At 46.3% G+C, this 13,069-nt stretch carries 11 protein-coding genes; 3 read left to right on the plus strand and 8 right to left on the minus strand.

Annotation, left to right across the window (positions count from 1 at the left end):
- The first annotated feature begins 1 nt into the window (after position 1).
- Positions 2 to 739, plus strand: coding sequence for a DevA family ABC transporter ATP-binding protein (locus QUB35_RS14435; protein ID WP_333142555.1), 738 nt, complete (start codon positions 2 to 4; stop codon positions 737 to 739).
- Here QUB35_RS14435 and QUB35_RS14440 read toward each other — a convergent pair.
- Complete coding sequence (locus QUB35_RS14440; RefSeq protein WP_333142556.1) at positions 729 to 1,976, minus strand: methionine gamma-lyase family protein; 1,248 nt, start codon at positions 1,974 to 1,976, stop codon at positions 729 to 731. The two genes, QUB35_RS14435 and QUB35_RS14440, sit on opposite strands and share 11 nt — an antisense overlap.
- A gap of 80 nt (positions 1,977 to 2,056) precedes the next feature.
- On the opposite strand from QUB35_RS14440, the gene QUB35_RS14445 reads away from it, so the two are divergent.
- Both QUB35_RS14445 and QUB35_RS14450 read left to right on the plus strand, forming a co-directional pair.
- Positions 2,057 to 2,869, plus strand: a complete 813-nt coding sequence (locus QUB35_RS14445; protein ID WP_333142557.1) for an acyl-CoA desaturase — start codon at positions 2,057 to 2,059, stop codon at positions 2,867 to 2,869.
- A 357-nt stretch (positions 2,870 to 3,226) separates the two neighbouring features.
- The gene (locus QUB35_RS14450) at positions 3,227 to 4,045 is read left to right on the plus strand and encodes a fatty acid desaturase (protein WP_333142558.1); all 819 of its coding nucleotides are present in this window, start codon (positions 3,227 to 3,229) and stop codon (positions 4,043 to 4,045) included.
- 142 nt (positions 4,046 to 4,187) lie between these two features.
- Here the strand turns inward: QUB35_RS14450 and QUB35_RS14455 are convergent, their stop codons facing one another.
- From QUB35_RS14455 to QUB35_RS14485, 7 genes are all read right to left on the minus strand, one after another.
- On the minus strand, positions 4,188 to 5,033 hold the full coding sequence (locus QUB35_RS14455) for an ABC transporter permease (protein ID WP_333142559.1): 846 nt from the start codon (positions 5,031 to 5,033) through the stop codon (positions 4,188 to 4,190).
- Between the two features lie 118 nt (positions 5,034 to 5,151).
- Complete coding sequence (locus tag QUB35_RS14460) at positions 5,152 to 6,063, minus strand: ABC transporter permease (protein ID WP_333142560.1); 912 nt, start codon at positions 6,061 to 6,063, stop codon at positions 5,152 to 5,154.
- Between the two features lie 231 nt (positions 6,064 to 6,294).
- On the minus strand, positions 6,295 to 7,425 hold the full coding sequence (locus QUB35_RS14465; protein ID WP_333142561.1) for a spermidine/putrescine ABC transporter substrate-binding protein: 1,131 nt from the start codon (positions 7,423 to 7,425) through the stop codon (positions 6,295 to 6,297).
- A gap of 186 nt (positions 7,426 to 7,611) precedes the next feature.
- Positions 7,612 to 8,742: an ABC transporter ATP-binding protein gene (locus QUB35_RS14470; RefSeq protein ID WP_333142562.1), complete on the minus strand. Its 1,131-nt coding sequence runs from the start codon at positions 8,740 to 8,742 to the stop codon at positions 7,612 to 7,614.
- A 274-nt stretch (positions 8,743 to 9,016) separates the two neighbouring features.
- Positions 9,017 to 9,703 carry a DUF4340 domain-containing protein gene (locus QUB35_RS14475; RefSeq protein ID WP_333142563.1) on the minus strand — a complete coding sequence of 229 codons (687 nt, stop codon included), beginning with the start codon at positions 9,701 to 9,703 and terminating at the stop codon, positions 9,017 to 9,019.
- Positions 9,704 to 9,879: 176 nt separating this feature from the next.
- On the minus strand, positions 9,880 to 11,988 hold the full coding sequence (locus QUB35_RS14480) for a Gldg family protein (RefSeq protein ID WP_333142564.1): 2,109 nt from the start codon (positions 11,986 to 11,988) through the stop codon (positions 9,880 to 9,882).
- Between the two features lie 44 nt (positions 11,989 to 12,032).
- Positions 12,033 to 12,935, minus strand: a complete 903-nt coding sequence (locus tag QUB35_RS14485; RefSeq protein ID WP_333142565.1) for an Rpn family recombination-promoting nuclease/putative transposase — start codon at positions 12,933 to 12,935, stop codon at positions 12,033 to 12,035.
- Between the last annotated feature and the right edge of the window lie 134 nt (positions 12,936 to 13,069).

Below are 13,069 nucleotides of genomic sequence, written 5' to 3' on the forward strand. Positions count from 1 at the left end.
CATGCAAACCCTAAATTTTCCCGCTAACCCAACTACCGCAACCGAACCAGTAATTTCAGTCCAAAACCTCAACCATTACTTCGGTCAAGGCTCTCTCAAAAAACAAGCCTTATTTGACATAAATCTCGACATTAACCCCGGAGAAATAGTCATTATGACGGGACCCTCTGGTTCCGGCAAAACAACTTTATTGACAATGTTAGGCGGGCTGCGTTCTGCTCAAGAAGGCAGTCTCAAAATTCTTGGGCAAGAAATACACGGAGCTAGCAAAACTCAGTTAACTAAACTCAGAAAGCAAATTGGCTATATTTTTCAAGCACATAACTTGATGACATTCTTGACAGCCAAGCAAAACGTGCGAATGTCTTTGGAACTGCACAAAGAAATGCTAAATCAGAATATGGATGCTTTGTCAATAGCAATGTTAGAAGCAGTTGGTTTGGGAGAGCGGGCTAATTATTACCCCGAAAATTTGTCGGGAGGGCAAAAACAAAGAGTTGCGATCGCCCGCGCGTTAGTTAGCCGCCCTAAAATAGTTTTAGCGGACGAACCAACCGCCGCTTTAGACAAAAAATCCGGGCGAGATGTCGTAGAAATTATGCAAAAACTAGCAAAAGAACAAGGCTGCACGATTTTGCTAGTAACGCACGATAACCGCATTCTCGATATTGCCGATCGAATTATCTACATGGAAGACGGTCGTTTGGCAACAAATCCGAGTCTGGTAATTAGTGATTAGTCACTTTATTTGCTGGGCCCACAGCCTCGATCGCATCCTCCAAGGCGATAGATACATGAGTCCAATTAGTCCCCCCCTGACAAAAAGCCACGTAAGGCTCCCGCAGAGGCCCGTCAGCCGAAAATTCCGACGTACTCCCATCAATAAAAGTACCCCCAGCCATCACTAACTGACTTTCATACCCGTGCATCGGAGCAGGCACCGGATCTAAATAGGAACCGACGGGGGAATTTTGCTGAACAGCCCGACAAAAAGCAATTAACTTATCAGCAGAACCGAATTCGATCGCCTGAATCACATCTCGTCTTCTAGCCAAAGGCATAGGATTCACTCGATAACCCAACTTATAAAAAACATAAGCCGTCAAATGATTTCCCTTCATCGCCTCCCCCACAAAACCGGGAGCCATAAACAAACCCTGAAACAGCAACCGATTCAAATCAAAAGTTGCGCCGCCACTGCTGCCGATTCCCGGCGCCGTCAAGCGACAAGTTGCCGCCTCCACTAAATCAGCCCTCCCAGCGACGTAACCTCCAGCAGGGACGATCGTACCCCCCGGATTTTTGATTAAAGAACCAGCCATCAGATCCGCACCCACAGCAGTAGGTTCGCAATCATCAACAAACTCCCCGTAACAATTATCAACAAAGCAAATTGTGCTAGGATTCTGATGTTTGACTATGGCGACGATTTTTTCAATCTCAGAAATAGACAAACTCGACCGCCAAGAATAGCCGCAAGAGCGCTGGATAAAAACCAGGCGAGTCTTTGCTGAAATAGTAGAGCTCAATGCCTGCCAATCCAAACTTCCTTCGCGAGTTAGAGGCAACTCACGGTAACTAATGCCAAACTCAACAAGTGAACCTTGACCTTGCCCCCGCAAGCCGATCACTTCTTCTAAAGTATCGTAGGGAGAACCAGCCACTGCCAACATTTCGTCACCAGGACGCAGGATGCCAAAAAGAGCACAGGCGATCGCGTGAGTACCCGAAACAAACTGTACCCGGACAGCCGCGGCCTGGGCCCCTACCACTTCGGCAAATAACCCGTCCAAAGTCTCCCGACCCAAATCATCGTGGCCGTAACCCGTAACCCCTGCAAAATGGTGGACTCCAACCCGGTGGCTGCGAAAAGCTTTTAAGACTCGTTGAAGATTTTGCTTGACTGTAGTGTCAATACCAGAAAAAATCTGAAAGAGTGCCTGTTCTGCTTCCTGTAGCCGTGAAACGCTATTCATCTATACCTCGCTCACCCTTTGCGTGCGCGCTGTCCATTATGGCGTAGATGCGGCCCCTAGTTTGTAAACATAATATATTCATGACGATTGCAACTTCCAAAAAAACTTCTCCTGATTGGCCTGTCGTAGGCTTTATGGCCTTTCTGCACATCGGTGCTTTATTTGCTTTGCTGCCGGGTAATTTTAGCTGGTCTGCTGTCGGGCTAGCAGTATTCCTGCATTGGGTAACAGGTGGTTTAGGAATTACTCTCGGATTTCACCGCCTCGTCACCCACCGCAGTTTTCAAACACCGAAATGGCTAGAGTATTTTCTAGTTATTTGCGGTACCCTTTCCTGTGAAGGTGGTCCGATCGACTGGGTAGGAATGCACCGGTTACACCACATACATTCCGACACCGAAACAGATCCCCACGATTCCAATCAAGGCTTCTGGTGGAGCCACATGGGCTGGATGCTCTCGGATCTCCCGATCAGAGTGGAAATCCCCCGCTTTACTAAAGACATCGGCGACGACCCAGTATACAAGTTTCTCCAAGCATATTTTATCCCCATCCAAGTTGTCTTCGGTGTGTTGCTTTATTTATTAGGCGGCTGGTCTTTCGTGGTTTGGGGTGTGTTTCTGCGGATCGTGGTGGTGTTCCACTGCACTTGGCTGGTTAACAGCGCTACCCACAAATTCGGCTACCGCACCTACGAGTCGGGCGATCGATCGACCAACTGCTGGTGGGTGGCTCTGCTTACCTACGGCGAAGGCTGGCACAACAACCACCACGCCTTTCAATACTCGGCTCGCCACGGTCTCCAATGGTGGGAAATCGACTTCACCTGGATGACAATTCAATTGCTGCAATCGCTGGGTTTGGCAACCAAAGTGAAATTAGCCGAAAAATAGCCATCGGCAATTAGTCATTGGTTGTAGGTCATCAGTTCTGGACTAATGGCTGGTGACCAATGCCTCATCCTGTTTTTGCGATGGTAGAGGTTGGGTTGAACAGAGATCGACTCCCCTGGTGCGATCGACCCAACCAAAACCAGAATCAGTTATAATATAATCGGGAACAAAAAATTTTGTTTGGCAGCCAAATTTTTTATTTTCAAAATACAACCGTAAATCTTTTTCAATCCTAATCCCAAATCTATCATTGATTCTTTATTAGTTTGGGCAAGAGTGCAGCAAAAAAGTTCACTGCTCAATCCCAACTATTATGCGTGAATCTAGCTCGGCATCTCATCAGAAATCAAAAAGAGAATGACAATTGCAACGCAAGAAAAACTCCAATACAATTGGAAGCACGTTATTAGTTTAGCAGGACTTCATATCGGTGCTTTGTTCGCACTGCTACCCAGTAACTTCAATTGGACAGCAGTTGGTGTAACAGTATTCATGCACTGGATAACTGGCGGTTTGGGAATAACTCTCGGATGGCATCGTATGCTCACCCACCGCAGTTTTCAGACACCAAAATTCGTAGAATATTTTCTAGCATTTTGCGGAGCCCTTGCCTGTCAAGGAGGAATAATTGATTGGGTTGGGCTGCACCGATTGCACCACACCAACTCTGACCAAAATGCGCTCGACCCTCACAATGCCCAAAAGGGTTTTTGGTGGAGTCACATCGGCTGGATGCTATATAAAGGTCCAGCTCACGCTGAAATTGCCCGCTGCACAAAAGACATTTCGAGCGATCCATTTTACCAATTTTTGCAAAACTACTTTCTCCCGATGCAAATCGTCTTTGGCGTCTTGCTTTATTTAGCAGCAGGCTGGCCGTTTGTAGTGTGGGTAATTTTTGTACGCTTAGTTTTGGTGTATCACTGCACGTGGTTTGTTAACAGCGCCACTCACAAATTTGGCTACCGCACCTACGAAACAAACGATAGTTCTACTAACTGTTGGTGGGTTGCGCTTTTGACTTACGGCGAAGGCTGGCACAACAACCACCATGCTTATCAATACTCTGCGCGTCACGGGATGGAAAAGTGGGAAATTGACTTCACTTGGATGACAATTCAAGTTTTGGAAGCACTAGGTTTGGCTACTAAGGTGAAATTACCAGCAGCAAAATAGCAGCAATTCAGTCCTTGACGCAGAACCTCTATAGGGTTTGTACTTCGCACCTTACCGCTTCAAAAACCCGGTTTCTTTAAGAAACCGGGTTTTTTGATGACTAATAACCAATCACCAATGACTAATGACTAATGACTAATGACTAATGAACCCGTTTTTGCTCGCCCCGACCGCGCAAATATTCCGCTAAAAATGCCAATCCTCCCGAACCTACTATCAACAGCACGCTGAGAGCATTAATATCAGGTTTTACCCCAGTCCGAATCCGGCTAAAAATTTCCATCGGCAGAGTTGTAGTCCCGCTACCTGCGGTAAAACTCGCAATCAAAAAATCGTCCATGCTGAGGACAAAAGACAGCAGACAACCCGAAACAATTCCGGGTATTAATTGAGGGAGCAAAACCTGAATAAAAGCTTCAACAGGCGTTGCACCTAAATCCAAGGCAGCCTCTTCTAAATACGGGTTTAAATCTGCCAATCTAGTAGAAACAGCTAGAGCGATGTAAGCCAGACAAAACACAACGTGAGCGGCGACAATTGTCCACAAACTCAGAGGAATAGCCAGCGCCGCTAAAAATACCAGAGTAGCAACTGCGGTCGCAATATCTGGAATAATAATCGGCAAGTAGGAAACTCCCTGATATAAATTCTTGCCAGGAAAGCGGTAGCGGGCTAAACCAACTGCCATCAAAGTGCCTAGTACAGCCGAGATTGCAACTGCACAAACAGCCACTGTTAAACTGTTTCTCAGGGCAACTAAAATCCGCGTATCGCTAAATAATTTAACGTACCAATCTAAAGTAAATCCTTCCCAACCTGCGCTAAAACGCGATTTGTTAAAGCTGTAAAAGGTGAGTACCAGGATGGGCAGGTACATATAAAAAAACATCACAACGGCAAATATCACCTGCCAAGAAATCTTAAATTTAGGTTTTAAGTACATATCGGGTTGTATTTCCTCCTGTGGATTTTCGGGGGTATTTTCCATTTCTCGGTAATCGGTAATCGGTAATTGGTAATTTGTAAGAGATTAGGATTGTTTTCTTCCTTCTTCCTTCTTCCTTCTTCCTTCTTCCTTCTTCCTTCTTCCTTCTTCCTTCAACATCCTAAATTGTATTACGATCGCCATATTTGAGCAAAAGGGCAATTCCGATACTCACTGCAAAGATTAATACCATACTCAGAGCCGAACCCAGACCCCAATTTTGAGTCGCCCCCAAAAACTGATTGTAAATTAAACGAGCCGCCGTCATGCTCGAAGCTCCACCGAGCAACTCTGGATCGACAAAATCGCCCAAACTGCTAATAAATACTAGCAAAGAACCCGCAGCAATTCCCGGCATCGTCTGAGGTACTGTCACTTTCCAGAAAGTTTCCACTGGATTCGCGCCCAAATCCTGAGATGCTTCTAGCAACCTGCGGTCTAACTTTTCCAAAGAAGCGTAGAGAATTGTCACAATATAAGGTAAATAGCTGTAAGCCATGCCGATTAAAACTGCGGAACTTTGATTAAGCAATTCTAGAGGAGGAATGCCTACAAGTGCCAGCAGCGAGTTGAGAACGCCCGTAGGACGCAGAATTGTAATCCAAGCATACGATCGCAACAGCGAAGAAGTCCACAGCGGCAACACAAAGCCTAACAAAGTTAAATTCCGCCACTTTTTCGACACATTGAGGGCGATCCAGTAAGCCACAGGAAATCCCAGCAGCAAACACAGAATAGTAGTCCCCGTTGCGAAAAAGAGCGATCGACCAATCACCTGCAAATTCAGCGGCTCAAACACTCGCAGGTAATTGCCGATTCCCGAAGGATTCACCAAATCTCCAGGTTTAATATTCGGCACCAAACTAAGCTGAAAAATCACCAAAGTTGGTATGACTAATAATAAAAGCAGCAACAAGCCAGAAGGGCCTAGCAATGCCAGTGGCCCAGCCCACGCCGACCACGGGGAAACAGTTTCAGCCTTCAAAGAAGAATTGGGAGGAATAGGAGGGGGAGTTCTAGTTGAAACAGCCATAAATAAATAGTGTTGAGTTTTGAGTTTTGATTTGTAGGGGCGGGTTTCACCAACAACAATCTATGCGTAAAATAAACAATCTTCTAAACCCGCCCCCACCCCACGGTAAATCGAAATGTAATGTAGGGGCGGGTTTCACCAACAATCTATGCCTAAAATAAACAATCTCATAAACCCGCCCCCACCCCACGGTAAATCGAAATCCACATGAAATTTATGGCAAAAATAAGATTAGCCGCTGGTTAATTTAGTCCAATAGCGATCGTACACGTCTATAAATTTTCCTACCGGAGCAACACCTTCGCAATTTTTCAAAGTTGCCTCCGAAGGGAAAAGAATTTCATTTTCGCGGACTTCCGGCGTCAGCAAACTAAAAGCATCTTCCGAAGGAGTTGAGAAACTGAGCCGTTCTACTAAAGAAGCAGCGACATCCGCTTGCAGCATAAAGTTAATCCACTTATAAGCTGCTTCGGGATTGGGAGCACCTTTAGGAATTACTAAAGTGTCAGTCCACAGAGAAGAACCGCTTTTTGGCACAACATAGCGCAATTTGTCATTATCTGGGATTACCTCATTAGCATCAGAAGAATAACACATAGCTACCTTCAAATCCCCCGTCAGCATTTGCGGCCGCCAAGCATCAGTGGTAAAAGATGCGATCGCCGGTTTGAGTTCCACCAACTTTTCGTAAGCTTGTTTCACTTGCTCTTGGTTCGTAGAATTGAGAGAATAGCCCAACATCCGCAACGCAGCGCCCATCACTTCTCGAACATCATTTGCCAGCGTCATTCGCCTTGCTAACTCCTGTTTGTGCTGCCACAAATACTCCCAATCTTCAGGAGCTTCTTTGAGCTGTTCGCTGTTGTAAATTAAGCCTGTGGTTCCCCAACTCAAAGGGACGCTGTAGCGGTTTCCTGGGTCATAAACAGGGTTTTGGAACTGTTTTTTTAGTCGATCGAGTCCGCCCAAAATCGAGTGGTCTAATTGGCTCAACAGCCCCAGTTCCGTCATCTGAATCACCATGTAGTCAGACGGGTAAATGATGCTGTAGGCGCGGCCACCGCCAGCTTGAACCCTAGCCAGCATCGCCTCATTGGAGTCAAATACGTCTGCAACCACGCGAATGCCTGTTTTTTCGGCAAAGCGATCGAGCAAAGCGTTATCGGTATAGCCTGCCCAAGTATAGATGAAAAGTTGGTCGGCATCACCTTTGACGGGAGGAGCAGATTGTACGTCTGCAAGTCGCCAGCCGCAACTCGAAACAGCTAACCCGGAAATTGTCGCCGCCGAATTTTTTAGGAACTGACGGCGTGTAGAATTAGCCGGGAAAATCCTGGAAATTGGTAAGTTAGTCGGAGGCACAGTTCGATTTTAGATTTTAGATTTTAGATTTTAGATTTGGAGATTGAAGATTGAAGATTAGGGAATTGGTAATTGGGAATTGGGAATTGTCCTATGTTATTTGTTAGGAGAACCCACCACCAACAAATAACCAATGACTAATGACTAATGACTAATGACTAATACCAACTACCAACTGCCAACTGATTAATTCCGATCGGTCAAAGCCAGACAATCAGTAGTTCCCCAGTAAGCGTAAATCGGCGTGTGCGGATCTGGGAAAGAGCCGCCGGTATTTGGCTGGCGCACAGTAATTTTATCGCCCGACGACAACTCAACCACGTAATGAACGTGCGTGCCCATGTACATAGTATTTTTGAGCCGCCCTTCAAAACAGTTGACCGACACTTCCGGCTGGTAGAGATTCAAATATACTTTTTCCGGCCGGACGCTGACCACAACAGAGTCGCCTGTGACACCACTCCACATATCCGACTGCTGAACGATAATTTTCAGATTGGCTGATGTGCGAACTGTGATAGTCGATCGGTCTATCGATTCTACCGTACCCGCAAACAAATTCGTATCGCCAATAAAATCCGCCACAAAAGCCGTCTGGGGACACTCATAAATTTCTTCAGGAGAGCCAATTTGCTCAATCCTGCCCTCGTGCATCACCGCAATCCGGTCAGACAGACTCATCGCCTCTTCTTGGTCGTGAGTCACCATCACAAAAGTCAAACCCAATTCTTGATGTAAATTCGACAGTTCCAACTGCATCTGCTTCCGCAACTTCAAATCCAGAGCACCCAGGGGCTCATCTAGCAGCAAAACCGCCGGTCGATTTACCAGAGCTCTCGCCAAAGCCACCCGCTGCTGCTGGCCGCCCGACATTTGACCGGGAAACCTGTTGGCGAAAGATTCCATTTTCACCAATTGCAAAACTTCCCGTACCCGTTCTTCAATTTCTGCTTTCCCCAGCTTTTTGATCCGCAATCCAAAAGCGATATTGTCCCAGACATTCATGTGTCCGAACAAAGCATAGCTTTGAAACACAGTATTTACCGGACGGCGGTAAGCTGGAGTGTTGGTCATCGACTGGCCGCGAATCATCAATTCGCCCGCCGAGGGAGTCTCGAACCCAGCGATTAAGCGCAGCGTCGTAGTCTTGCCGCAGCCGCTAGGCCCGAGGATGCTAAAAAATTCTCCTTGGCGGATGTTGAGGTCAACTCCACGGACTGCGGTTTCGCCGTTAAATACCTTAAAGACCTTGCGGAGTTCAACGTCAAGCGCTGTATCCGTTGCTGTCGTACCTTGGTTGAGTGCTGTCTGAAACATATTCGCCCTTTCCTGGGGGTAATGCACGCTACTTAAATACAGTTTAAGTTTAGACTTTTCTGTATTTTAGGTGAGGAATGTTGGATGTAACAGGTTTTGGGATTTGTTCTTTAAATTCTATCCCAGAGCGCACCATTGTCAGCAACAGGCGTCAGCAACAGGCTTTTCGGCCTGTTCCACAAAAAAATTTACTCTTTGTGGAACAGGCCGAAAAGCCTGTTCATAAAAGCCTTATTGAGAAGGGTGCAACATCTCAGAGCGATGGGTCATCTATCTATTTATTCTCAGGACTTGGCGTGGGAGAGGGTTTTTGCGGTTTCTCTGTTTTGGGTGCTTCTGCTTTTTTCCACTCTGACAAAGGTCGCTGGACGGCATTTTTAAAGTCAAAAGGCACTAGCAGCACGGGCAAATTTTGGGCGGAATTTTGAGGGGGCGCTTCCGGCGGATTGGCTTGAGCGTACAAGAAGCGGCCGCTAAAGTCTGTTTTGCCTAAAACTAGGCGGTGAGTTTCCTGGTTGTCCAGTTTTACTGTGACTGTAGCTTGGGGTTGGTCGAGACCGAATTCGGGCAGTTGAGCTGCAGTAATATTAATCGTGCGATCGCTCTTTCCTGTTGCCAGCCTGTCTAGCAAAAAATCCACCGATGCCTGACTTGCGTGTGCTTGCACTGGCAATTTCATTTCCCAGCTAGACTTGCCTCCTTTTGTAGCATAAACACGTTCAAAAGTCAATATTTTTTCAGGAGTTTTGACTGTAAAGAATTGTACGCGATCGGACTTAAAAGCAAAAATTTTCTGTTTTTCTTCCTTAGCGGCTTCCTGTTTCGGAGACACTTGCATCTCGAACAAAGCAACCAACCCAGTCATGCTAAGCGCGACGGCTATCAATACTAATGTATTTTTCTGCAATTTCATAATAACTGAGAATTGGGCATTGGGAATTGGGCATTGGGAATTGGGCATTGGGAATTGGGCATTGGGAATTGGGCATTGGGAATTGGGGAGTTTGTTATTAATAACAACTGACAACTGACAACTGACAACTGCAAACTGTCAACTGCAAACTGTCAACTGACAACTGACAACTGTCAACTGACAACTGACAACAGTCAACTGTCAACTGTCAACTGTCAACTAACTTATCTTCTCTTCCACCAGATAGCGCCGCCAATTCCCAGTCCGAGTAAAGGCCAAATTAGCCAAGCTAAAACCAGCAATCCTACTTGGATGGCCGTCATGTTAATGCGGCGGTTGGTAGCTTTTTTCGGACTGATAGAAAAGCTTTGCTGGTCTGGTTTACTCAACCAACTGACTGAATTGAGAAACACGTCGCTATTGAGTTGTTGGTCAAACCAACCGTTAGTCACAAATTGAGATGTGCCAATTACTACCATTCGCGATGTTTTTCTAGGAGTTGAAGGCGCAGAAGGAGTTGCCGTTGGGCTGGGAGATGCTGTGGGAGAGGTTGTGGGTGTTGGCGAACTTTCTGGAGATGCTGTGGGAGATGCTGTGGGAGATGCTGTGGGTGTTGGCGAAGTCGTGGGTAATGCTGGCGGCGTAGCTTCTTGCGAGACAATCACCGAATAGCTGATTGGGGAAGCTGTTGGTGAAGTTGTCGGCGACGGTGATGTTGTCGGTGATGGTGAATCTGTCGGTGATGGCGAAGTTGTCGGTGATGGTGAAGTTGTCGGTGATGGGGAAGTTGTCGGCGATGGCGAAGTTGTCGGTGATGGTGAAGTTGTCGGTGAGGGTGAAGTTGTTGGCGATGGTGAATCTGTCGGTGAGGGTGAAGTTGTTGGCGATGGTGAATCTGTCGGTGAGGGTGAAGTTGTTGGCGATGGTGAATCTATCGGCGATGGTGAATCTATCGGTGATGGCGATGTTGTCGGCGATGGGGAAGTTGTCGGCGATGCTTGGGGTGAAGGCGAGGGCGAAGTTGGTGTTGGTGAAGGGGAGGGCTTTAAGGGAGTGCTGTCAGTGGACGATCGAACTAAAGCTACACCTAATAATAGCGGTCCTTGTCGATCGGTCTTTTGATCAAACTCCAATTTCTTAGTCGTCAAATCGCTTTCGGCCCAACTTTCCTGACTCGTCCAAATCAGCGGTTTTTCCTCTATCCCTTCTACTGGCGAGGTTTCCAAAGCACGCGCAAACGGATAAAATGAAATACCGTTGCCAAAACTTTGAGTAATCGGATGTTCGCCGTAGCGCCTGACTGTAGGAACCGTGGGGCCCAGGCCAAATCTTTGACCAGTGCCCGAAGCATCGATGGCCAAACGGCTGTCTAGTTTGACGCCCCATTCTTGCAGCAATTTGTCCAATCCCGTATCAATTGCCGGGTCTACCATTAACAATAAACTGCCGCCGCGATCGAGATAAGCTTTTAGTGCTTTAATTTCTGTATCGGAAAACGGTTTGTCCGGCCCGGGAACGATTAAAGCATCTGCATCTTCTGGCACTTCTTTGCGTTCGGTCAAATTCAGCGTTTGGGCGTTGTAGTATTTATCTTTCAAAGCTTTTTCAGCTTGCTGAATTCCGCCTTGACCTTCCTGTAGCGGGCGGGCTCCTTTGCCTTGCAAAAAGTAAACTGTAGCAACGCGAGTGCTCAGGATTTCTTCTAAGCCATTGGTAAGTTTTATCTCTGAAAGACCTTGATTTGGGTCGCTACCAAAAGCAGTGCCACCTTTTTGCAGAACTTGTTTTTTGTCCCCGGATTGCAGGTAAACTTCTCCGATGCTGGTAATGCTAAATTCCCGCGCTTTTCCCGGTTGCGTCTGCGGGTCAACAAACTCGAATTGGAACTTTTCGCCTCCCTCGCGTTTGTAGCTTTGCAGCAATTCTTTAATTTGGGGGTTTTGGATGGGGTCAAATACCCAAACTTTGACTGTTTGTTGCAGGTTTCGCAGTATTTGTTGAGTCTGCGGGGCAAGGGTAAATTGTTGGCTTTCGGTTAAGTCGATGCGGACGGGATAGCGAACGGCTATGAAGTTAATTACTCCGAGAATCACAAAGACGGCGAGGGTAGCAATCAGGGCGTTGGTGCTGGCTTGAGTGGAACGCCGCCCCCAAAAGCTTTGTTCGTAACTCAAATATAGCAGCCAAAGTGCGATCGTCACTGCTCCGGCAATAACTAAACCGACTGTCAATGGTTCCCATACTCCGGATACAAGTGCTGCTGTTACCCCCGCTGCGATGAGGAGGGGGCCCAGCAAAAAAACGTATTTCCAATTTGTTTTGCTAATTTTCATAACGTAAATATTGAGGGAAAAATTTCCGGGTCGAGGATGTTATTCTATATGGCATTAGCCTGCAACCATGCTGTTAAATCTGACGGCTTGTTGAAATCGATCACGGCATCTCCTAGTTCTTCTAATTGCTCTACGCCTAATTGACGGATGCTGTTTTCAGTTTCCGGTTGTATTGTGCCTAAGCGCTTCACTAGCTGACGCAATATTAACGAGAGTTGAGCGGTTTTTGTAACCTGTTCTCTTGCTACATCTATGGCAATCTGCTGGTCTTGAATCCACAGTTCTTGCTTCTGCAATTCATTTAATTCTTCCTGATTGAAATTTTCCTCGCTGGCAATTTTAAAAGCTTTCTGAATTTCGGGAACTGCACTGAGTGTTTCTGGTACTGTCTCCAGAGTGCTGGCTTTTTCGAGAAAGTAAATCCATTGCTCTGCTGTTGTTGCTAATTCTGCTAATTCCTTGGTAAATTTTGGCAGTTCGATAAATACTAATTCTATTGCAGTATCTGGACACTCAAACTGTTGCTCTTTTTCTTGAAAAACAAACCGTGACAAAAATTCTGGCTGATTTTCAAACATTTCAAAGTCGGCAATTTTCAAGGAAATTACTGTTTTTAGTCTTTCGTAGCGTTCTTTTCCTGTTAATTGCTGGCTGTAGCTTTTGGCAGCGTTGTACAAAACTCTGTTCCCAAAGGAAGGCACGTTGATCAGTTGAATTTCAACTAGGGCGATTCTGCCGCCGTTAATTGTGGCTTTGACATCTAGGTGGGTGTCTTGGGTTGGGAGAGTTTGAGGTTCTGGTTGGGAGTCGATTATTTCTAAGTCTTCGATAATCGGCTGTGCTTCATAAAGGATGGCGTTTAAAAAATTAATCAGGATGTCTTTGCTGTCGCTGGAACCGAATATTTTTTTGAACGCAAAGTCGATTTTGGGATTGATAAATCTCATTATTTCAAGAAATTAGTGGAATAACTAACATTAATTGGGGATGGGGAATGGGGAATGGGGCATTGGGCAAACAGGGCATTGGGCATTGGTGGTGTGTCCTTTAATGTGCAATTCTCCAAATCTCCTACTTTCCC

Source organism: Microcoleus sp. B13-B6, from assembly GCF_036705405.1.
Classification (GTDB): Bacteria; Cyanobacteriota; Cyanobacteriia; order Cyanobacteriales; family Microcoleaceae; genus Microcoleus.

Bases quoted from the DNA above. Each gene is read 5' to 3' on its own strand.
- QUB35_RS14435 (WP_333142555.1), top strand. From the start codon at position 2: ATGCAAACCCTAAATTTTCCCGCTAACCCAACTACCGCAACCGAACCA.
- QUB35_RS14440 (WP_333142556.1), bottom strand. From the start codon at position 1,976: ATGAATAGCGTTTCACGGCTACAGGAAGCAGAACAGGCACTCTTTCAG.
- QUB35_RS14445 (WP_333142557.1), top strand. From the start codon at position 2,057: ATGACGATTGCAACTTCCAAAAAAACTTCTCCTGATTGGCCTGTCGTA.
- QUB35_RS14450 (WP_333142558.1), top strand. From the start codon at position 3,227: ATGACAATTGCAACGCAAGAAAAACTCCAATACAATTGGAAGCACGTT.
- QUB35_RS14455 (WP_333142559.1), bottom strand. From the start codon at position 5,033: ATGGAAAATACCCCCGAAAATCCACAGGAGGAAATACAACCCGATATG.
- QUB35_RS14460 (WP_333142560.1), bottom strand. From the start codon at position 6,063: ATGGCTGTTTCAACTAGAACTCCCCCTCCTATTCCTCCCAATTCTTCT.
- QUB35_RS14470 (WP_333142562.1), bottom strand. From the start codon at position 8,742: ATGTTTCAGACAGCACTCAACCAAGGTACGACAGCAACGGATACAGCG.
- QUB35_RS14475 (WP_333142563.1), bottom strand. From the start codon at position 9,703: ATGCCCAATTCCCAATGCCCAATTCCCAATGCCCAATTCTCAGTTATT.
- QUB35_RS14480 (WP_333142564.1), bottom strand. From the start codon at position 11,988: ATGAAAATTAGCAAAACAAATTGGAAATACGTTTTTTTGCTGGGCCCC.
- QUB35_RS14485 (WP_333142565.1), bottom strand. From the start codon at position 12,935: ATGAGATTTATCAATCCCAAAATCGACTTTGCGTTCAAAAAAATATTC.